This window comes from Lunatibacter salilacus (genome assembly GCF_009797935.1).
GTDB lineage: Bacteria > Bacteroidota > Bacteroidia > Cytophagales > Cyclobacteriaceae > Lunatibacter > Lunatibacter salilacus.
Genome location: NZ_VOLC01000024.1, coordinates 1 through 19,549 on the forward strand (window position 1 = coordinate 1; position 19,549 = coordinate 19,549).

Annotated in this window: 22 protein-coding genes; 10 read left to right on the forward strand and 12 right to left on the reverse strand. The window is 43.6% G+C overall.

The window, feature by feature from the left end:
* From FQ608_RS27650 to FQ608_RS23890, 4 genes are all read left to right on the forward strand, one after another.
* On the forward strand, positions 1–245 hold a 245-nt coding region (locus FQ608_RS27650), incomplete at its 5' end, for a hypothetical protein (RefSeq protein ID WP_234364364.1).
* A 190-nt stretch (positions 246–435) separates the two neighbouring features.
* On the forward strand, positions 436–1,275 hold the full coding sequence (locus FQ608_RS23880) for an ATP-binding protein (RefSeq protein WP_234364374.1): 840 nt from the start codon (positions 436–438) through the stop codon (positions 1,273–1,275).
* A 275-nt stretch (positions 1,276–1,550) separates the two neighbouring features.
* Complete coding sequence (locus FQ608_RS23885) at positions 1,551–1,763, forward strand: DUF2683 family protein (RefSeq protein ID WP_158861018.1); 213 nt, start codon at positions 1,551–1,553, stop codon at positions 1,761–1,763.
* Positions 1,754–2,011: a Txe/YoeB family addiction module toxin gene (locus FQ608_RS23890; RefSeq protein ID WP_158861019.1), complete on the forward strand. Its 258-nt coding sequence runs from the start codon at positions 1,754–1,756 to the stop codon at positions 2,009–2,011. The genes FQ608_RS23885 and FQ608_RS23890 overlap by 10 nt, the downstream gene beginning before the upstream one ends.
* 304 nt (positions 2,012–2,315) lie before the next feature.
* On the opposite strand, the gene FQ608_RS23895 is transcribed toward FQ608_RS23890, so the two are convergent.
* The 4 genes from FQ608_RS23895 to FQ608_RS23910 form a co-directional block, all read right to left on the reverse strand.
* On the reverse strand, positions 2,316–5,111 hold the full coding sequence (locus FQ608_RS23895) for a tetratricopeptide repeat protein (protein ID WP_158861020.1): 2,796 nt from the start codon (positions 5,109–5,111) through the stop codon (positions 2,316–2,318).
* 11 nt (positions 5,112–5,122) lie between these two features.
* Positions 5,123–5,410 (reverse strand): Asp-tRNA(Asn)/Glu-tRNA(Gln) amidotransferase subunit GatC, encoded by a 288-nt coding sequence (gene gatC / locus FQ608_RS23900; RefSeq protein WP_158861021.1) that lies wholly within the window; start codon positions 5,408–5,410, stop codon positions 5,123–5,125.
* Positions 5,411–5,455: 45 nt separating this feature from the next.
* The gene (locus FQ608_RS23905; protein ID WP_317168956.1) at positions 5,456–6,097 is read right to left on the reverse strand and encodes a lysophospholipid acyltransferase family protein; all 642 of its coding nucleotides are present in this window, start codon (positions 6,095–6,097) and stop codon (positions 5,456–5,458) included.
* A gap of 225 nt (positions 6,098–6,322) precedes the next feature.
* Entirely contained in the window at positions 6,323–7,684 is a 1,362-nt protein-coding gene (locus FQ608_RS23910) for an NfeD family protein (protein ID WP_158861023.1), read from the reverse strand.
* Positions 7,685–7,820: 136 nt separating this feature from the next.
* On the opposite strand from FQ608_RS23910, the gene FQ608_RS23915 reads away from it, so the two are divergent.
* The 3 genes from FQ608_RS23915 (at position 7,821) to FQ608_RS23925 (ending at position 10,479) form a co-directional block, all read left to right on the forward strand.
* Positions 7,821–9,035 (forward strand): LysM peptidoglycan-binding domain-containing protein, encoded by a 1,215-nt coding sequence (locus tag FQ608_RS23915; RefSeq protein ID WP_158861024.1) that lies wholly within the window; start codon positions 7,821–7,823, stop codon positions 9,033–9,035.
* Positions 9,036–9,148: 113 nt separating this feature from the next.
* On the forward strand, positions 9,149–9,709 hold the full coding sequence (locus tag FQ608_RS23920) for a hypothetical protein (protein WP_158861025.1): 561 nt from the start codon (positions 9,149–9,151) through the stop codon (positions 9,707–9,709).
* Positions 9,709–10,479, forward strand: coding sequence for a TIGR02757 family protein (locus tag FQ608_RS23925; RefSeq protein WP_158861026.1), 771 nt, complete (start codon positions 9,709–9,711; stop codon positions 10,477–10,479). The genes FQ608_RS23920 and FQ608_RS23925 overlap by 1 nt, the downstream gene beginning before the upstream one ends.
* 28 nt (positions 10,480–10,507) lie before the next feature.
* Here the strand turns inward: FQ608_RS23925 and pyrE are convergent, their stop codons facing one another.
* Positions 10,508–11,152 (reverse strand): orotate phosphoribosyltransferase, encoded by a 645-nt coding sequence (gene pyrE / locus FQ608_RS23930; RefSeq protein WP_158861027.1) that lies wholly within the window; start codon positions 11,150–11,152, stop codon positions 10,508–10,510.
* An 81-nt stretch (positions 11,153–11,233) separates the two neighbouring features.
* On the opposite strand from pyrE, the gene FQ608_RS23935 reads away from it, so the two are divergent.
* On the forward strand, positions 11,234–11,923 hold the full coding sequence (locus FQ608_RS23935; protein WP_158861028.1) for an NUDIX hydrolase: 690 nt from the start codon (positions 11,234–11,236) through the stop codon (positions 11,921–11,923).
* On the opposite strand, the gene coaD is transcribed toward FQ608_RS23935, so the two are convergent.
* From coaD to FQ608_RS23955, 4 genes are all read right to left on the reverse strand, one after another.
* Positions 11,911–12,366: a pantetheine-phosphate adenylyltransferase gene (gene coaD / locus FQ608_RS23940; RefSeq protein ID WP_158861029.1), complete on the reverse strand. Its 456-nt coding sequence runs from the start codon at positions 12,364–12,366 to the stop codon at positions 11,911–11,913. The genes FQ608_RS23935 and coaD overlap by 13 nt on opposite strands.
* Positions 12,367–12,372: 6 nt before the next feature.
* Positions 12,373–13,212 carry a DUF3822 family protein gene (locus FQ608_RS23945; protein ID WP_158861030.1) on the reverse strand — a complete coding sequence of 280 codons (840 nt, stop codon included), beginning with the start codon at positions 13,210–13,212 and terminating at the stop codon, positions 12,373–12,375.
* Between the two features lie 2 nt (positions 13,213–13,214).
* Positions 13,215–13,796 carry a hypothetical protein gene (locus FQ608_RS23950; RefSeq protein ID WP_158861031.1) on the reverse strand — a complete coding sequence of 194 codons (582 nt, stop codon included), beginning with the start codon at positions 13,794–13,796 and terminating at the stop codon, positions 13,215–13,217.
* A gap of 61 nt (positions 13,797–13,857) precedes the next feature.
* On the reverse strand, positions 13,858–14,361 hold the full coding sequence (locus FQ608_RS23955) for an NUDIX domain-containing protein (protein ID WP_158861032.1): 504 nt from the start codon (positions 14,359–14,361) through the stop codon (positions 13,858–13,860).
* A 34-nt stretch (positions 14,362–14,395) separates the two neighbouring features.
* Between FQ608_RS23955 and FQ608_RS23960 the strand changes: the two genes are divergently transcribed.
* Positions 14,396–15,811: an ATP-dependent DNA helicase gene (locus FQ608_RS23960; RefSeq protein ID WP_199856461.1), complete on the forward strand. Its 1,416-nt coding sequence runs from the start codon at positions 14,396–14,398 to the stop codon at positions 15,809–15,811.
* Between the two features lie 26 nt (positions 15,812–15,837).
* Entirely contained in the window at positions 15,838–16,239 is a 402-nt protein-coding gene (locus tag FQ608_RS23965) for a DUF1573 domain-containing protein (protein WP_158861033.1), read from the forward strand.
* 37 nt (positions 16,240–16,276) lie between these two features.
* Here the strand turns inward: FQ608_RS23965 and FQ608_RS23970 are convergent, their stop codons facing one another.
* From FQ608_RS23970 to FQ608_RS23980, 3 genes are all read right to left on the reverse strand, one after another.
* Complete coding sequence (locus FQ608_RS23970) at positions 16,277–16,948, reverse strand: SGNH/GDSL hydrolase family protein (RefSeq protein ID WP_234364365.1); 672 nt, start codon at positions 16,946–16,948, stop codon at positions 16,277–16,279.
* Positions 16,949–17,151: 203 nt separating this feature from the next.
* The gene (locus FQ608_RS23975; RefSeq protein WP_158861035.1) at positions 17,152–18,192 is read right to left on the reverse strand and encodes a S66 peptidase family protein; all 1,041 of its coding nucleotides are present in this window, start codon (positions 18,190–18,192) and stop codon (positions 17,152–17,154) included.
* Between the two features lie 66 nt (positions 18,193–18,258).
* Positions 18,259–19,548 (reverse strand): D-alanyl-D-alanine carboxypeptidase/D-alanyl-D-alanine-endopeptidase, encoded by a 1,290-nt coding sequence (locus FQ608_RS23980; protein WP_158861036.1) that lies wholly within the window; start codon positions 19,546–19,548, stop codon positions 18,259–18,261.
* Position 19,549 lies beyond the last annotated feature (1 nt).

A 19,549-nucleotide genomic window follows, 5' to 3' on the forward strand; every position in this document is an offset into this window, starting at 1 on the left:
GCGGCGGGCGCAACGGTTTTCACGCGGCGGGCGCAGCGATTTGTTTCACGCGGCGATCGCAACGGTTTGTTTCACGCAGCGGGCGCAACGGTTTTCACGCGGCGGGCGCAGCGATTTGTTTCACGCGGCGGGCGCAACGGTTTTCACGCGGCGGGCGCAACGATTTGTTTCACGCGGCGATCGCAACGGTTTTCACGCGGCGGGCGCAAAGGTTTTTAGGCAGCGACCGCAGTGTTTATTTTTGAAACGGTAGGTCATTCATGTCAAATTTATTAAACTTTTAATTATGCTTTCTTTAAAAACTATTCTACAACAAAGCTTTTTATAAAAACCATTTTATGAAATGGCTGATTCGGAAATCTGAGCGTAAAGCACAGTCCGTCAAAGAAAAGAAGGTACCTCTATGAGCGAATTAATTGGGAGCAAAAGCTAATAATTGTTCTCGGCTACAGGGGTTCAGGCAAAACTACCCTACTTTTACAGCATCTTTCCGCTATCCAGCGAATGGGAATTTATGTAAGCCTTGACGATTTTTATTTCGAAACCCACCGATTAGTAGAATCTGTGGAATCCCTCTATGAGCTGGGCTATCGTGTTTTTCTATTGGATGAAGTTCACCGATATGGGTGGTGGTCAAAAGATCTCAAGCAGCTTTATGATGATTATGAAGATATTCAAATAATTGCGACAGGATCTTCCATTCTTGATATTTCCAAGGGAAATGCGGACCTATCCAGAAGAGCATCGGTCTATCATCTACACGGCTTGTCTTTCAGGGAATACCTTAATTTTCAGAAGAATATTAACCTGCCAAAACTGAGTTTGGAAGAGATTTTAAACAAGCATCAAATATTGGCCTCTGAAATTTTGGACACCTTCAATTTTGATTCAGATTTCCAGAATTATATGAGATTTGGCTATTTCCCTTACTTTTTGGAATCAAAAAATGCTTACCATCAAGGGATAAGTTACCTTCAGAAGCCTGAGAAGATTTATCTTCAAAACCCCAACTTTATTTATGTCTTTTCGCCGGAAATGGCCAATATTGGCAGTGTCCGTGAAACTTTTTTCCTCAATCAACTGAGTGCTGTTCATTCGGTGACGGCTCCTAAGTTTGGTGACTTTATGGTCGATGATACCTATGTATTTGAGGTAGGCGGAGCTTCCAAAACCACCGATCAGCTCCGGGGAATCCCCCATTCATACCTGGCACTTGATATAGAAGGGGGGAGTAATCGGAGAGTACCTCTTTGGTTATTTGGTATGTTGTATTAGGAGAAAACCACAAAATCCTGGATCTCCTTTTTCAGATTTTAGGGAAGGGAAATTTTGTTAAATTATATTGAATCGTTCACAGCTGCAATTTGACAAATTTATTGAAAAGTCGGTGCAGTTTATTTTGTTTTACTGGTAATTGATTAATATACCAAACTTCTTTTTTTATGCCCCTTTTTACTGTATTTTTGAGTTTATTGGTGTGTCTTTGATGGTCCTTACTCTTTCCTTTGTAAGGAATGCTTAAAGACCTAAGTTTGTTAATTTGATTAGGTATGAGCAGTACCATAATTATCCATACTGAAAACAGGGAACAGGAAAACGCACTTAAAGCATTCGCCAAAGCACTTAATATCAAATTTGAAGTAGCTAGAGAAAATCCTTACGCTCCGGAGTTTGTAGACAAAGTTCTAAAAGGGGATAAAGATTTTGCTGACGGAAAAGGTGTTAAAATATCTTTGGAAGAGTTTAAGGATTTATGCAAATAGAGCTTACCCCGGAGGCCAAATCAGATTTAGAATATTGGAAAAATTTAGGCAAAACGGAAATATTACAAAAGATAGAAAAGCTGCTTGATTCGATATTGGAAAGTCCGTACAAAGGGATTGGTAAGCCTGAACCACTGAAACACCAATTGGCAGGTAAATGGTCACGTAGAATAAATAAGGAACATAGGTTTGTTTATGCCATTAAGGACAATACACTTTATATTTATTCACTTAAGGGATATCACTGAACAACTTTTTCTGAATGTTCCACTTGAATGTTTCAGCGTATAGAAAGAAGGCAAAATAATTACTGTTCCCCAGATGAATAAGATTCACGCAGTGTCCGCAAAGAATTGTATGCGGAGACCGTTTCGACTTATTTGAAAATCGTTTGTACCTTCCACTGCATTAACCCGCTTCCCCTGCGGCAAGAAACCAATCTAACACTACGAATTCAACGATTTTATTTTCTTCGTGAGATTAATGGATAAATTATTCCTTAGGATTTCAAACCTTCGAGGTCTGGAAGACCTCAAAGGTTTTTGGGGACATCTAAAAATGCTTCAACTGCAACTCGATCAAATCCTCCCCGGAAATCCACTCGGACATGGTTTGCAGGTTTTCGGTTGCGTAGCGGTCTAAACCCAAAATCCTAGAAAAACGGACTAGCTCAAGCCAAAGCAAAGGGTCTTTGTTGAACTGGGCGGCATCCTGCAATAAGTTGTATTTATCCAAACCTTCCTCCAAGGAAGCCATCCGCTGCAGTAGGATTGGTGTCCAATAAGCATTGCTAGCAGACTGCTGTCCATAAAATCGATTCAACGGAGTTATTACCTCTGATTCTTCGGGGATGTTTTTAGATCGGAGGGCCTGAATCAGTATATCTATCTCCTCCTGGTTACCAAGTGGTGGATTTACGGTAATCGCTTCAGCAAGGGCATCCATCTCAGCTTGATCCAGCCAATGGGACTTTCGCAGCAACACCTGATAGGCAAAGAAGCCCTTAAGCGCTGGATCTGATATCCGTTCAAAATCCCCCCAAAAATCTTTTTTCAGGCTCGGAAGCAATCTAGCCAGTCCCCTGACCAAGTGCAGGGTGTCATTAGGGATTAAATTTCGGTTGTAATCCCAAGTCATCCAGTCCGGATAGGAGAGGGAGTATTTTAACGCAATGATTTCGGCCTCTTCAGGCATTCCCCCAAAGTAGAGGATGGGCAGGTGGTCATCGGTAAACTTCGAAAAGCCCTTTTCCTCAGCACGCACCCAAGACTGGGCGGATTTCTCAAAATCCATCTGTCCCAGAAAAACCAGTGCCTCAAAGGAATGATAAAACCCCGCACTGTTGGGGAAATTATAGGCTAACCCGTTTAATGTTTTCAGAAGTTCGTTGATCCGGTCGCTCTGATAGTTGCGGACACTTCCTGTCTCCCGAAGTTCCGCTTCCTCGGAGGGGAGGAAGTTTTGGGCTATAAGACTGTCCAAAAGCACCAAATCTGCATCAATGTCTCCCGTGGCGCGGTTGCTCCATTGGTTGCGCAGCAACGCTTTGTTTATTAGACTACCCTGACTGATACTGTCTGTCTCCAGAGTAATCGGCGCCTGTTCCCCGGCGAGGTTGTAGCGGGCTAAGGTATTGATGGTACCTGCAACGTTTTTAACGGTTGCTTCCGTTCGTTGAGGTAATCGATGTTTGATTTCCAAGCCAATCAGGTTGGCATCACGTATACCGGCATATTTTTCCATCTGGGAAAGCAGGAGGTGTCCTTCTGTGGCTTGATTAACCCGGCTACTCACTAAGGCCAGGTTGTTTAATAAATATTCGTTGTCAGGGTAATGGGTCAATCCTTGTTTTAGGTAAAATAACGCTTCGGTCACTTTTCCTACCTTCATCAAATTTGCACTCAGAAGCAAAATATCCGGTACCTGGGGGCGGGTATCAAAGCTTCTCATTAGGGTGTTGATCGCCAGGGTAGGTTGCTTTTGATCCAAGGCGATATGGGCTACGGCATTTAGCGCTTTGGGGTTGTTCCGGTATCGCTCAAAGCTGTTTTCATAAAGGATGCTTGCTTCCCGTGTTCTGTCTGTAGCATAATAATAGTCCGCGGAGAGATGTGTGGATGCCGTTCCGAACTGAACGCCGACTACTCCATCAGCATAGATGGTTAGAATTAGCATACTCAATAATCCGCCGATCCGCATGTGGAGTAAGGAGAAAAACGGAGGTCGATATAGGATTTTTTCCACAGCATTGCCGGTATTCATAATACCCAGAAAATTGGTAATCAGGTAAATGAAAAACAATGCGCCAAAACCAAGTTGGCTGTAGATAAACAGGTGCTGAAGAAAATCAGAAAGTGGGGTGTTGGCTACCAGGTCTGCCCTAAACCAGACCCAAGCCGTGATGGCAAATCCAATTAAAAAAATACCTTCTCCCACCCACGGGTCTCCGTAAGGTTGGGTGACAGTTCGGATCTTAACCCTTGCTTCCAGATAGGCTAAAACTCCCACTAAGACAAAGAGTATAAAGGTTGGCGGAAGCGGTAATCCCAAGTCGACCTCGCCCATAAGCCGAAAGAATATAAGAACTATTAAGGCTAAGTATAGCAGGGTGAAAATGGTTAGGTGCCAGGAAATCCGTAAACCTACTCCCCGGTTCAGTTTGGCCAACATAAGGTAGATGGCCGATATCGCAGTATGGCCGATATATATCAGGAAAATCCCGGCTATAGCGGCCGCCATTAAACTTATGTTTTCCGCAAGCAATAGGGTAGGCGCCATCGCACCTGAAAGCCGGATAAGTAGGAAATAGGACAGACCTGAAAAAGCCAGGATTACAATGGACCTAAATGTCCAACCCCTAGAATCAAAGAATGTCTGAATTACGACTGCCGGTAATACCAAGCCTACCAATGCGAGGATCATCGCATTGTTGGAGCCGATGCCGCCGATATTCAATCCGTTTATTCCACTCAGTGTCAGTAGAAAAATCACCACCCCTGTGGCAGCGACAAAGTAGTAACGTTTGAAATCAGTAAATAGAATCACCGCCAGACTGAAAAGCATCCAAAGGATACCCCCTGTGAGTTGGGTGAGAAAAGGAAAGAGCCTAGGAGGAAGGGATTCAAAAACTTGAAAAAGCAGGTAATTCTGCGTTTCAAGTGTAAACGAAGCGAAACCCACGTGGATAGAATCCAACGGGATGTTTACCTTTTCTGCCGTGATTCCTGCCAAGACGGGCAATCCTGGACTTTCACCTAAAAAGAGCAGGACAATTCCTCCCAAGGCCGCCAAGACTATAAGCAAGCCGGGAAGAAGAATAAAACCAATTAGAAGGATTTTTTTGTCCAATCGGCCAGCCATTATTCCAGTACCTTCGGTACCCTAAAGTAATCAGAATCACGCTGGGGAGCGTTTTTCAGTCCTTTTTCATGATCCAAGTGGGTACCCACAACGTCCTCCCGCATTACGTTCACTTCGGAGGACATGGTAGTCAGGGGTTCTACTCCATCCGTATTCAATTCGTTCAACTTCTCCACCCAATTCAAAATCTGGGTCATGTCCTGGGTCATCTTTCCTGCACTTTCTTCATCAAATTCCAAACGGGCCAGGTGTGCGATTTTCTTGAGGGTATTGGTATCTAATTTCATAGTTTTTTTTATCAGTAACCGGGTATGAATTCTATCCGGTTTATGCTATTCGTTTATACTCGAGGCAGACAGGGCGGTAACCTCAGGGTTGTCAATCAACAATTGCTCCTGAATAACTTGCCGGCAGCTTTCCTTTACTTCTTCTACCGACTGCGGGTTTATGGAGTTCCAAAAGATAGGCGGATGGATGACCATCTTTGCTGTCATATGCTTCAACAAAAACCTGCCGTCGTCGGGCAAAATTAAGTGATTATAGGATAAGGTGATAGGAATTACGGGAATTTGTTTGTCTTGGGAGATTTTGAAAGCTCCTTCTTTGAACCTACCCAGGAGGGGAGGCTCCGGACTGTTGATGCCTCCCTCGGGAAAGATCACAACACTCGTTCCCTCATCCAGAATTTCCTTCGCCCTAAGCATGGATTCACCCCTGCTTTTCAGGCTGTTCCTGTTTACGGCAATATGCAGATTCCGAAACATGTACCCAAAAAGAGGGACTTTTCCCAAGGAAGCCTTTCCCACAAAGACCAAATCGGCAGGAATCAGTCCCAAGGCGGGGATATCCAAATAGGAGAAATGGTTGGATACAATTACAAATGGACCTTCCTGGTTTACCAGTTGTTCCAAGTTTTCAATTTTGACACGGATAAGCAGCAGTCCAAAAAACAGCTTGGACCATATTCGGTTCATTTTCCTTCCATACCGTTTTAAGCCGGGGATTTCTATCGTCAGGGAAAATATCGGAAGTAGTAAAAGGAACACAGCGAAAAAAATCACCGTACCGTACAAGGAATATATCCTCTTCCATACATTCATTAATAGGCAGTTTTAACAGTTTACCCTATCCCAATCTCTGGTGCACTTGTACACGAAATTGATTATCGGAAATGAAATTAATAAAAGAACCACTAAATCTTATACTTTTTTTACTTTTAAAGAGGTTCCCTCGGCACTGATGATCTTCACTTTCTCTCCCCGGTCGATAAATTCCCCCCTGGAGTAGGCGTCGTACATCTCATCATCAACCAATATTTTTCCGCTTGGCATCAGTCGGGTATGGGCTACGCCTTCCTTGCCTATCATGTCGTCGCTATAGGAAGTGGAGGTATATCCCTCATTGCTTTGTTGGGTAGTAGCCAACGATATACTGCTAAAGGCTTTCCACTCATTGACTTTCGGCGTCAGCGTAAATATCAAGACCGTGGCCAAAATGGCTGAAAGGATTACGGTAAGCAAGGCAGAAAACAATTTCCCTGAGGCTACAAAGGTGAAGTCAAAGGCATCGTTTGGAACCATACCGAGGGTGAGCCCGGCAAGGATACCCACTATTCCCAGTATGCCAAAAACTCCAAATCCCGGAAGTACGAAAATCTCCACCAGTAAAAATACCACCCCAACAATAAACACAGCAACCTCCCAGTTGGTGGCTAAACCTGTCAGGTAATAGGGGATAAAATACAAGATGATGGCGATAACACTTGCCAGCAGCGGAAAGCCAATCCCGGGGGTTTGCAGTTCAAAATAAATACCCGCAAAAATAATCAAAATCAAAAACCCACTAACTACCGGGTTTAGAAACAAGGCAATAACATCCTCAATGGCAGAGGGTTCGTAATAGACGATTGTATAGTCAGACTTGTCTTGTAGCGCAAGCAGGTCATCTATAGAGGATGCCTGACCTTCGCAAAAGTTATTTGCGATGGCCTCTGAGACCGTAAAGGTTATCACTTCCCCAGCTTTACTAACGCCTTCTACCTCCAGCCTTTCATCCACCATGGCTTCGGCGATTTTGGGATCCCGTCCCCTAGCTTCTGCGGTGGAACGCATCATAGAGCGCATATAGGATTGATACTTGTCCGGGGCGGCCTCTCCCGAATCCCCCATTACCACCGTTGCCGCACCTATGCTGGCTCCGGGAGCCATATATATGCTGTCACAGGCGATGGAGATCAATGCTCCGGCAGAGGCGGCATCTTTGTCAATGAAGGAATAGATGGGAATCTTGGATTCCAATATCATGGTCCGTATATCATCGGCATCATTGACCGCACCTCCGTAAGTGTCCATATGGATGATGATAAGATCTGCCTCGATTCGTTTCGCCTCTTCGAGGGCAAGGCGAACTTTTCGGTTCATCCTTGGGTCGATGTCACTTTTCACTTCAAAGACAAAAACAGTTTTTTCTTTTTCTTGCTCTACCACTTCATCGTCAGTTTGACCGAAAGCACTGGCTAGGAAGAGAATGAAAAATAAACAAATAAGCGGAAGTCTTCTCATTGATGAATCATTTAGGGCTGAATATACTGATTAAATGTTTTAATCCCTTAAATGGTTTACCTTGAAGTTGGATTTGATAAAATAAATTTGAAATTTGCATGAGCATCGGACGTTTAGATGTAAAAGAAATAGTAAAATGAAGGGTAACTTATTGATCATCGGTTTTTGTTTTTTTTCAGCTTCAGTGCTTGCCTCGCCGCTGACGACCTTGGATTCTGTGGGTGTGGAGAGAGAGGGCGACAGGACATTTATAGTCCATGAAGTATCTCCGCAGGAAACCTTGTTCGGAATTTCCCGAAGGTACTCAACTCCGGTAAATGAAATTGTTCAAAGCAATGAAACCTTGAAGGACGGGCTTAAAATCGGTCAACGGATTCGGGTTCCCTATATCGAAAAAAAGGCACTTCCTGAGGGGGCCCTGCTGCACCAGGTGGCACAGGGGGAGACGCTTTTTGCCATTTCCCAAAAATACAAAGTATCAGTCGCTGACTTGAAGGCTTGGAATGATTTACAGGGCAATGACCTAAGCATGGGGCAGGGGTTGATTATTCAGCGTCTTGTTTCAACAGATTCTCCGGTACCGACTGAAAAACTAGAGGAAACTGTAGCCGTGGCGGATCAGAAGGTAGCCATAACTAATCGACCTGTGGAAGGAACGAATCCCGCTGCAAGGATGCCGAAAAATGCCGGATCCACTGCTTCAGGGAAGGCTGCCGCCAATAATCCGAAAGCGAATGAAAAACCAAATCCATCCGGCACTCCAGTACGCGCAGAAGGACCAACTTCCAATATCTCCACCATCGGTGGGTGGAAATCACATACTGTCACACAGGGAGAAACTCTCTTTTCTATTTCCCAGCAATATGAGGCAAAGGTGGAGGATTTGATTTCCTGGAATGCTCTTTCCTCCAACAACCTCTCCCCGGGCCAAACCTTGAAAGTTGGTAGAGAGACAGGAGCATCGATTCCTGTCACTACATATCCTGGCCCTGAAAAGCCGGTTGCGGCTAATGCTGGAACTTCAAGACCTCAAGTTAGTGGGGCGGGCACTTCTACTTCCAATAGTGAAGCTTCCACTACCGCATTCAAAAATATTAAAGAAACCGGACAAGCAGAAGTCATCGAAGGAACCGGCAACCACAAGAAATACTTGGTCTTACACCGGGACGCACCCGTGGGGACAATTATGCGGGTTCGGAATGAGAGTAATGATGTTACTATTTTTGCACGGGTAGTAGGCGCGTTGCCCAATACGGGGGACAATAATAAGCTCATTATTAAAGTGTCAAAAGCGGCATTCGACCAGCTAAAGGCAGTCAACTCTAGGTTTCCGGTAGAAGTCTCCTATTAGAGTAGGGCCTCAATCAGATGATACGGGTGTAGATGGTTCTAGGGTTGATTGTAACCCCATAATTTGGTTATTCACTGATAATCACGTAATTTTGAGGTATCGAGCAACCTGCAATGAATAAGTTCCAACTACTTTTCCATCACATATTTAAATTTGTGTGGAATGCCATATTTATACTTTCCTATCCTTTTTTAGCTACCTTTGGATTGGTTTTCGTGGGAATCACCATGTTTTTTTCTTGGATATCCAGACTGTTAAAAAGCATCCGGCCTTCAACAGGTGCGGAGGAATTTAAGGAATTGGGAGGATGGGAGACCATTTCCGCTGAGGCGGACCTGATTGAAGGCAGGCTCCATAAACAAATCCTTTTTGGTCCCAATTGCTACCAGTTTAGGAGAAAAGACGGAATCCCTTCCATCCTTGATGAACATATTTTCGGAAAAAAAATAAAGGTGATTAAAGAAGGATTGATCATTGAAAAGTGGAATTCTACTGATATCAAGGAAATTCCCGATTTTGATATTTGTCTCTATAATCCAGATGAAGACCAACTCACCAAACTGACCACCATCAAATGTTTTGACTGGCACTTGTCGGAAAAGGAGGAAAACTACGTCTATTTCAAGTGGTTTGACGGCATACAGGGAGGAGAGGTCAAAGTGTCCATTGCTTGATGGACAACGGGATTAAGGATTTTTTAGACGAAAAGGTATCGCTGTATAATCGACCCGATTTTATACCCTTAGATCCCATATCTATTCCCCATCGGTTTAGGCGCTTGCAGGATATTGAAATAGCCGGGTTTTTTGCGGCTACTTTGGCTTGGGGTCAGCGGAAGACGATCGTCCAAAAGTGCCTTGTTCTGATGGAAATGATGGACAACAGCCCCTATGACTTTGTACTGAATCACAGCGATCAAGATCTAAAACCTTTGCTAAATTTCAAACACCGAACATTCAATGACCTAGACACACTGTATTTTATTCAGTTTTTTAGATCCTTCTATCAAAATCATGAGAGCCTTGAAGAGGCCTTTACCAACGATTGGACAGAGCAAGCTGATATCATGGGCACCCTTTTGACAAACTTTCACAAGACATTCTTTTCGCTCCCCGAAGCGCCGATGCGTACCCGCAAGCATGTGGCTACTCCCCTTCGGAAGTCTGCTTGCAAGCGAATCACAATGTTTCTACGCTGGATGGTCCGCAATGATGACAAGGGGGTGGATTTTGGCCTTTGGAAAACGATAAAGCCATATCAGCTTATTTGCCCCTGCGATCTGCACGTGGATAGGGTAGCCCGCAGACTCGGGCTTATACAGCGCAAACAAACAGATTGGCTTACTGCCCAGGAACTCACGCAAAACTTACGCCAGCTTGATCCGGTTGATCCTGTAAAATACGACTTCGCCCTGTTTGGACTAGGGATCATAGAGAAATATTGATCAGGTATTCACTGCTTCTGGGAATTCGTTACTTTCCCCAGCTACCGGGATCCTCCCTCCACTTTTGAAGGGTGGCCAATGCCTCATCTGGAATAAGGCCATCGGACAATGCCTGCTCCAGCATATGCTGATAGTCACTCAGGCAAACCAATTTTACCCCCGCATTCTCAAAGTTCGTTTTGGCTACATCAAAGCCATAGGTGAAGATAGCTACCATACCCAGTACTTCTACACCGTTTTTCCGGAGATCTTCCACGGCTTTCAGTGAGCTTCCTCCGGTAGACACCAAGTCTTCTACCACGACTACCTTTTGACCGGGTATTACTTTGCCCTCAATCATGTTTTCCATTCCGTGCCCTTTTGCCTTGGACCGAACATAGATAAAAGGGAGGTTTAACTTGTCGGCAATTAGTGCTCCCTGTGGAATACCCGCCGTAGCCACGCCGGCTATTGCTTCTATGGATAGAAAATTTTTATGGATGACGCCTACCAAGCATTCCTTTATAAAAGTACGAAGGTCGGGATAGGATAGGGATAGCCTATTGTCGCAGTAAATCGGAGATTTCCAACCGGAGGCCCATGTGAAGGGGCTGTTGGGAGCAAGCCGGATAGCTTCGATTTCTAATAATTTTTTAGCGACTAATTTTGCGGTTGAGGGGTTGAAAATTTCCATGTGATAAAATTATGGGATAATTTTTTAAGGAAGGTTGTGATGGGCGAAAAAAAAATGCATTTTTGATGAAACAATGCAGCTATGAAGATTTTCATCAATGACAAACCTGTAGAACTGCTAACTCCATCGGAACTTCCGCCCATTAAAAGCTTTGAATGTGTCTACGAAAATCCCAAGGACTTGCCCCACTATACCGGACTGCATGACGATGTATTGATCATCGACCCTTCCATGGACATCATTATCAAACTGCTGTATGTATTGCGGACAAGGAAGTTGAAGCACTTGGATTCTGTGACGTTGGTCTCTTCTAATAAAAAAGAGCTTCAGTCCTTTATAAAAAGCCGCTTTCTGATCATAAAGGCGGCGGGAGGAATAGTTACTAAGGGTGACAAAGTACTTTTTATTTATAGGCTTGGCAAATGGGATTTTCCCAAAGGGAAATTCGAAAAAAAGGAATCCCCCTCGGAATGTGCTTTACGGGAAGTGGAGGAGGAATGTGGTATTAAGGTGAGATTAAATGCGCCAATTTGCAAAACCTGGCATACCTATACCCAGAACAGGAAGAGCATTCTTAAGAAAACCTATTGGTATACGATGGATTGCTTAGAGGATAATGGGATGAAACCACAAATTGAGGAGGGGATTGCCGATATCAGATGGATGTCCCATCAGGAGGCGAAAACCGCATTGATTAATTCTTATCCATCCATGAGGTATTTGTATAAGTTTTTTTTGAAAATGACACCCAAGATCCCTCAGATTTCATAAGGCAGAAACTCCTTTACATCACCCCCATATCGGTGGACTTCTCTTATGATGGTCGAACTGATAGCCGCAAATTGGGGAGAGGTAATAAGAAACACGGTTTCCAACTCCTCGTTGAGATACCGGTTCATTTGACTTATGGTATTTTCGTATTCAAAATCTGTGGTGTTTCTCAGCCCTCTCAGCAAGAAATTTGCCTGATGTTTTTTTGCCAGCGACGAAGTGAGTTCATTGTAGATGACCACTTTGACATTAGGGTTGTCTTTGTATAGGTCTTCAATTTTTCCGACCATTAGATCCAAGTCAAAATACCTGTTTTTTTTGCTTGTATTATGACCAATGGAAATGATTACCTTATCAAAAATATTTAATCCCCGCTGGACGATATCCTGATGTCCTTTGGTGAATGGATCAAAGGATCCCGGGAAAAGGGCTATTTTTTTCATGTACTATTAAATGGTCCAGTAAGCTTCAAGCAACATGGTTTTTTTAAAATCATCGAGACCTTGACCGGGGGAATAGATGATTTTTTCCGGAGGCACCTCCTTGGAGACAAAAGTGAAGTAAGGTGCCAATATGCCCTCGCTGGAATGTACCTGGGAAAGATCTCCCAGTATACTCACTTTTGCGCTTTCCTGCTCAAATCCAAGTTGTTGAGTTACTGTTAGGGTGTATTTAATAAAGTCATGTTCCGTATTTATTTTGAACGAGTTGAAAAAAACAAGTGCCCCAAGCGAAAATGCGGCAATGTAAATGTGGTCTGGAATGGGGAAAATAAAGATTTCATGGTCTTCGAAAACAGTGTCAGGGTCAAATAAAAAGGAAAGTGGAAATACTACACCAGGAATAAATTCCAAATCAGGTAATGATTCTTCAATCTTTTTTAAGATATCAAGAGGTAGGGAACCTACGGCTTGAATTTCAGAACAGGGGATGTTTTCATAGAAGATTTCCATTTGATTTGGATCTACTTCCGTTGTGAAGTTCAAGTATTGTTCTTTGTGGGAAGGGTCAAAGAGGTGATTGGGGACGAGGCAAAAAGCCTCGTTGTGTACGAAAAGTTTACCAAAGGTATTGGATGATTGGATAAAGGTATCCGACTCTATAATTTCAAAAAGTTCATTGACTTCGCTATACCCATACACATGGACACCAATTACTTCACCTATCGGGTTTTTGGCCAGAACGGACAGTAACCGACTGTACAAGAAAAGCGATAAACTGGATATTTCTTCAATATCCAATTTATCGCTATCAAATTTATTTAGGAGATATTTCCCTTCCTTGCTCAATGTTATTCCCAGTTTCCGGATGTGGAGGTATCTACTCTAGATCCTACCCGAAGGGCCTTTTCATTGTTGTTTTTTCTACGATCAGGATTAATTGGAGCAGGATCCCTTATTTCGAACACTGAAACTTCTCGTCCGCTTCGTTCGATCTTGTCAGTGAAATATTCAAACTGTTTTCCTCCAGACCCTGGAACTACATTCATGGTTTCCAAGTTGAACTCAGGGTATTTTCTTTCATTGAATAAAGAGTCAATCACATTAACCGACCCTAGCGTATCAATGGTAACAGTGGTTTCCTCTTTACCATAGTCCAACAATGTGGTAGTTTCTGTTCGTTGAACGATATAAATTGAACCACTTTGGATAAATTCTCTTAAATCATTCCAGCTAGCCGCATATTCGCCTTTTGTTCCACGATAAGCAATTTGGGCATCCCGGAGCATTTGAAGCTTTTCAATAATCCTGGCTTCTGTTCTTGCTAATCTTTTTTCTTCTTCTACTACTTCATCTACGCCCAAATAAAGTCTGTAAGCGAGGCCTAGTGCACCTAGAAGAAATACGATAGATAAAATTTTGGTCAGATTCATTTTGATCGATTTTTATGTCTGTTGTATGGTAAATAAAGATTTTGTGGTTTCTTTCGAAATGCTAGTTTATGCATTTATTTCCAAAATTAAAATATCCTTTCCATATTCCTACATCATTGACGGATTTTATTCCCCAAAACATAGCATGTTTTTCCTCGTTACTGATTTTCTGTATTTCTTCCACACTTAAAAAACACAAATCAGCGATTACCTGATGCTGCTGGTCCAGTTCAGGATCTGTTCCTTTGGCCATCTTCCCGCCAATTTTTCTTACCTCAAAATACAACTCGATCGCATGAAGGGGTGGTTGAAGGAATTCATGCACAAATAGGTATTCGTCAACGCTTATATTTAGGCCTGTTTCCTCCTGGAATTCACGCTTTAGGTTTTCAGGTGCACTGCTCCCGTATTTCATCCCTCCGCCCGGAACGTTCCAGAAATATTTTCCCTCCCCCATATAATGTTTGACCATCAGGATTCGGTTGTCTTCTACAAGTATTCCGTTGACACGTGTTCGTAGCCGGCTGCCGAACTTCTCCTCGATTTCTTTTTTTATGTTAGGCATTTTCCCCTTAGATTCGCAATTGCTCTGTAAATATATGCCGAAGCCCTCAGAAATACTCAAAAGATTTTTCCCACATACCCCCACACCTGGGCAAGATGCTTTTTTTGCCAAGATGGACACCTTTCTGGGGCCGGAAATTCCAGCGATGTCTGCATTTATTTTGAGAGGATATGCGGGAACGGGCAAAACCTCTGTGCTTGCCGCCCTGGTAAAAGGACTCAATCATTTAAATCTGAGATCACTCATGCTGGCTCCTACAGGCAGAGCAGCTAAAGTAATGAGCGGTTATGCCAACCGTACAGGTTATACCATCCACAAGATTATTTATAGACCCAGGGATGAGTCAGTACCGGGCAGCCAGGGGTTTGATGTGCAAAAGAACTACTATCAGAAAACGGTCTTTATCGTCGATGAGGCATCCATGCTTGCTGATGAGGGGGCTTCGGGAAGTCGAATTCTAAAAGACCTTATAGAATATGTTTACGAGCATCCGACCAACCGTCTTTTGCTGATAGGAGACAGGGCGCAGCTCCCTCCAGTTGGAAGTGAGCGGAGTCCGGGCTTGGACAAAAACTATTTGATATCTCACTACCGCCTTAATGTAGAGGAAGTGGAATTCACCGAGGTTACCAGGCAGCAGTTGGATTCTGGAATTCTCTTTAATGCCACGCAGCTTAGGGAGGAACTGACCAAGAATAAGCCGGCCATCGGGTTCTATTCAAAACGGTTCAAAGATTTTTTCAGGATGAACGGGGACCGTCTGGAGGATGGTCTGAGGTATGCGTATGATAAATTTGGTGTGGACAATACCATAATAATCACGAGGTCGAATAAGGCGGCCGTCCAATACAACCAATATATCCGCCGTGCCATTCACTTTTACGAAGAGGAGATAACTGCGGGAGATAGGTTAATGATTGTTAAAAACAACTATACCTACATGGCGGAATCTGAAAAGATCAGTTTTTTGGCCAATGGAGATTTTGTGGAAATAGTAAAAATTCGTTCTTTTGAGGAATTATATGGATTGAGATTTGCAACAGTGGAACTGAGGCTGATAGACTATCCGGAGGAGCCTTTTTTTGAGGCAAAAATTGTTCTGGATACCCTATATACCGCACTTCCTGCCTTGGCCCCTGAAGATTGGACCAAGCTCTATCAGCAGGTCTGTGAGGATTATAAGGACTTGGCCGACAAGAAGGAACTGAGGGAGTCAATTAAAAAGGATCCCTATCTGAATGCTCTTCAGGTAAAATTTGCCTATGCATTGACTTGCCACAAGTCGCAAGGGGGGCAGTGGGATGCTGTTTTTGTGGATCAGGGATACCTGACGGAAGAGCAAGTTGATGTACAATACGTGCGTTGGCTGTACACCGCCATGACCCGGGCAAAAGAAGAATTGTATATGGTGAACTTTCACGCCAAATTTTTCCTTAAGGAAAATGAATAAGTAAGTAACCAAATTTGATTAAGGATATGAGAAAGTTGATGTTTTTAGTAGTAATGAGCTTAGCAGTGGTATTGACAGTACAGGCTCAGGAAAAATCGGCTGATGGCCCTATGATAGCCTTTGTGGAATCGTCCAAGGATTTTGGAAATATTGCTCAAGGGGATAAGGTAGAACACGTTTTTAAGTTTGAAAACAAGGGAAAGGCACCGCTTGTGATTTCCAACGTAGCCGCTACCTGTGGTTGCACGGTTCCGGCTTGGCCGAAAGAGCCTATCGCACCGGGAGAGTCGGGAGTAATTAAAGTTTCCTTCAACTCAGCCGGCAAAATGGGCAAACAAAACAGTGTGGTGAGGATTTACAGCAATGCTTCTGAACCGATTGAAAAGGTTTCCCTGATTTCAAATGTCCTTCCCAAAGGTACGAAGTAAGATTTTGCAGGTAATCCCATGTTAATAATAGATGGGATTACCTGATATTCATTTCTTCTGTAATAATCTCCGTCAGCCTTTCCGCCCAGCGGTCATAAACCTTTTCACTTGGATGTAGACCATCCAGGGCCAAATATTGATCCATATGGCCGAGGGATCGGTATTCTTCCGTTATTTCCAAATACCTGACACCTGATTTCTCAGCAAGTAATTTGTTTGTTTCGTTGAAGCTGTCGATTTCCGAAGCGATCCTTTTTTTATCCTGTGCCAGGGAGGTGGCGTATGGAGTCACACCCCAGTCGGGAATGGAGATAACGATGATTCTTTCCGCATCGTCCCCGACCAAGGCCAAAGATTTCACCATCAATTCGGAAAAATCTTTTTCGTAATCTTCAAGGGATTGCCCACGGTATTGGTTGTTCACGCCTATCAACAAAGTCAGTAAATCAAATTGTTGTTTGTCTAGTTTATCTTGGCGGATACCTTGAAGTAGATCTTGGGTGGTCCAGCCAGTTATGGCTATGATAACAGGATCTTTAATTGCTACTCCTCTATTTCTGAGTTTTAAGGTCAACAAGTTGGGGTAGTTTTGTGAGGGGTCCACGCCTTGGCCGATGGTGTAGGAATCACCCAATGCCAAATAGGATACTGGTCCTGTGCGAAAAGGAGTATCTGTGGTCGGAGTATTTTGCGTAGGTGTTTCTTCCATAATTGATATGCTGCTTTCGCATGAGGCCAGCACTAACAGAAGCGCTGCCAAAAGAGCTATTCGAAATGAGTACAGTAGTATTTCCCCGCTAAATATAGACATAAATGCATAACCGTGGGGCGGGGTTAGAAGTTTAGCATCAGGTTACTAACATTTAATTTTACAAATTATTTGTTTGGTTTGTGATTTTGCCAGTTCCTAATTCAACCAAATATTTTCTCTTCCAATTGAATGGTTCCATTGCCCGCATTCATTGTAACTGTTGCGCCCATTGGCAGGATAAACTGTTTCGGAATATGTCCAATCATCGCACCCCGATATGCGGGGATTTTTAAAGGGAGAATATAATCATCAAACACCTGATCCAGCGTCAAATTTCCGTATCCCGAAGATGGGTCGCAGTCGGTACATTGACCAAAGACGAATCCTTTTATTTTGTCCAGGGCGCCTATGAGTTTCAATGTGCTCATCATCCGGTCTACCCGGTAGGGCTCCTCGCCGATATCTTCCAAAAACAGGATTTTATCTGTAAAATCAGCTATATATGGTGACCCGGCCAATGCGGTAAGCACCGTGAGGTTTCCTCCGACGAGGTCCCCGGTCGCTTTTCCGGGAGAGATGGTTTGAATCCGGTTCTTCTTAATGACCAAGTCATCCTCTTCCACACGTTCATTCTCGAAGGTGACCTGTTCCTGTTCAAAGAAAATTTTCTCGAATTGCGCTACATTAAAGCTGTTCCAACTACCGGTCCCGTTCGGACCATGGAAGGTTATCAATCCGGTTTGGGCGTAAATGGCGTGGTGGAGCGCAGTAATGTCACTATACCCCAATATGGGTTTTGGATTATCCCGAATCAAGCCATAATTAATAAGTGGCAGGATCCGTGCGGCACCGGAACCTCCCCGGATACAGATAACGGCTTTTACCTCAGGATCGCCAAACATGGCGTTCAGGTCATTCGCCCGTTCTTCGTCAGTACCAGCAAGGTGACCTCTCCGGTTAGCCAAATTTTCGCCTTGCTTTACTCTAAAACCCAATGCTTGCAATGCCTCAACGGCAAACTGGATCTGTATGCGCTCGGAAGTGGCTGCAGAAGGGCTGATTAAACCTACCAGATCTCCTTTGTTTATAGGAAGAGGTAGCAATTTGGCAGGGGTAGCGATTTGCGCTTCCGCAGGTAAACTAAGCAGCGGTAACATGCCGGTGCTTGCGCCCAATAGTTGTAGAAATTTTCTCTTTTGCATTGAGTTGGTGGTAAGGGAGTGAATGGGTTTTTATTCAGAGAACATGTAAATGTGATTTTTCCGAAATTAAAAATTATCCCGCACATACAACAGCACTTTCTCGATTTCTCTTCGGACTACAGTGGCCTTATAAGGATAATTGTTGTTCATTAGGGCAAAGGCATACATTTTTTGTTTTTTGGTCCGAATAAAGCCTACTAGGCTGTGGTTGTTGCTAATGGTGCCCGTCTTGGCAATTACATAGGGTACAGGAGCGTAGTAGTTTGATTTAAGGGTGCCAGTTCGGCCTCCTACAGGAAATAGCTGCATGAGTTCTTCATCGGGGAGGATGCGGTATATTTTTTCCACCAGCGATACCATAGATCTGGGGGTAAGCAAATTATGTCTAGACAATCCAGAACCATCTACCCAAAGTGGTTCGTCCGGAAGGTCAAACAAGTAAGTTTTTTTGATATACTCGATGGCTTTCTCGGTGTTCAGCTCTTTGAATACCTCATCAGATACCTGTAGGAGGAGCTGTTCGGCTATGAAATTGTCACTTTCGAGCAACATTTCTTTATACAGTTCCCTGGTAGGGACTCCCCTGAGTATAAAGTGGTCAGTGGGAAGGACTTCCTTGGAGGCATGTACATTCTTTCGCCACTCCAAAGCCGCTAAGGTGACGAATGTTTTCTGGGAAGTAATAAAGGGAACCCGTGCCCGCATCCCGTTATAGGTTCTGGGGTTGAAAAAAAAGTCATTGGAATGCCATTCTCGGGTGACATTCCGGACATTTTTGTCACTTTGATAAATATTAAATAGTGGGGGCGTTAAATGGGGACGGTTGTTGACATTGATGGCAGTGACTAAATTGCCATAGATAGGTAATGGCGACTTTTCTGCTGAATAGGCAAAGTTGTAATCATCCCACTGCCATCCAAAGCCTAAAGCTTCATCTTTCCAATTATGGTCGGAAAAATAGATCTCCTCATAGGTGTTCAGGAAGCCGGTAATTTTTGGATTAGGTAACCCGGGATAATTGAGGGAAGGGTCACCAGTTCCCCAAATGACTACATCTTCTCCTTTTGGAGCATATCGGAGTAGGGTACTGCTGTCCCCCAGCACCAAAAGCGAGGCAAAGAATGTCAACAATTTTGTCGTGGAAGCAGGAATAAAATAGATGTGGCTGTTTTTGTCAAACTGAACGGTTTGGCTGTCCAAGTCATACAGGAAGAATCCGGTAAGGTGGTTGTCAAAAAAAGAACCAGCTCCAATCAACTTATCCAACCCTTCATACCTTGCCCGTATATCTTGTGAAAACGTATCAAATGAAATAACTAACAGGATGAAAAAAAGCACTGTGGTTTTTTTACACATA

Bases quoted from the DNA above. Each gene is read 5' to 3' on its own strand.
- FQ608_RS23965 (WP_158861033.1), top strand. From the start codon at position 15,838: ATGAGAAAGTTGATGTTTTTAGTAGTAATGAGCTTAGCAGTGGTATTG.
- FQ608_RS23910 (WP_158861023.1), bottom strand. From the start codon at position 7,684: ATGAGAAGACTTCCGCTTATTTGTTTATTTTTCATTCTCTTCCTAGCC.
- FQ608_RS23915 (WP_158861024.1), top strand. From the start codon at position 7,821: ATGAAGGGTAACTTATTGATCATCGGTTTTTGTTTTTTTTCAGCTTCA.
- pyrE (WP_158861027.1), bottom strand. From the start codon at position 11,152: ATGGAAATTTTCAACCCCTCAACCGCAAAATTAGTCGCTAAAAAATTA.
- FQ608_RS23975 (WP_158861035.1), bottom strand. From the start codon at position 18,192: ATGCAAAAGAGAAAATTTCTACAACTATTGGGCGCAAGCACCGGCATG.
- gatC (WP_158861021.1), bottom strand. From the start codon at position 5,410: ATGAAATTAGATACCAATACCCTCAAGAAAATCGCACACCTGGCCCGT.
- FQ608_RS23950 (WP_158861031.1), bottom strand. From the start codon at position 13,796: ATGAATCTGACCAAAATTTTATCTATCGTATTTCTTCTAGGTGCACTA.
- FQ608_RS23955 (WP_158861032.1), bottom strand. From the start codon at position 14,361: ATGCCTAACATAAAAAAAGAAATCGAGGAGAAGTTCGGCAGCCGGCTA.
- FQ608_RS23980 (WP_158861036.1), bottom strand. From the start codon at position 19,548: ATGTGTAAAAAAACCACAGTGCTTTTTTTCATCCTGTTAGTTATTTCA.
- coaD (WP_158861029.1), bottom strand. From the start codon at position 12,366: ATGAAAAAAATAGCCCTTTTCCCGGGATCCTTTGATCCATTCACCAAA.
- FQ608_RS23885 (WP_158861018.1), top strand. From the start codon at position 1,551: ATGAGCAGTACCATAATTATCCATACTGAAAACAGGGAACAGGAAAAC.
- FQ608_RS23890 (WP_158861019.1), top strand. From the start codon at position 1,754: ATGCAAATAGAGCTTACCCCGGAGGCCAAATCAGATTTAGAATATTGG.
- FQ608_RS23970 (WP_234364365.1), bottom strand. From the start codon at position 16,948: ATGGAAGAAACACCTACGCAAAATACTCCGACCACAGATACTCCTTTT.
- FQ608_RS23960 (WP_199856461.1), top strand. From the start codon at position 14,396: ATGCCGAAGCCCTCAGAAATACTCAAAAGATTTTTCCCACATACCCCC.
- FQ608_RS23925 (WP_158861026.1), top strand. From the start codon at position 9,709: ATGGACAACGGGATTAAGGATTTTTTAGACGAAAAGGTATCGCTGTAT.
- FQ608_RS23935 (WP_158861028.1), top strand. From the start codon at position 11,234: ATGAAGATTTTCATCAATGACAAACCTGTAGAACTGCTAACTCCATCG.
- FQ608_RS23920 (WP_158861025.1), top strand. From the start codon at position 9,149: ATGAATAAGTTCCAACTACTTTTCCATCACATATTTAAATTTGTGTGG.
- FQ608_RS23905 (WP_317168956.1), bottom strand. From the start codon at position 6,097: ATGAACCGAATATGGTCCAAGCTGTTTTTTGGACTGCTGCTTATCCGT.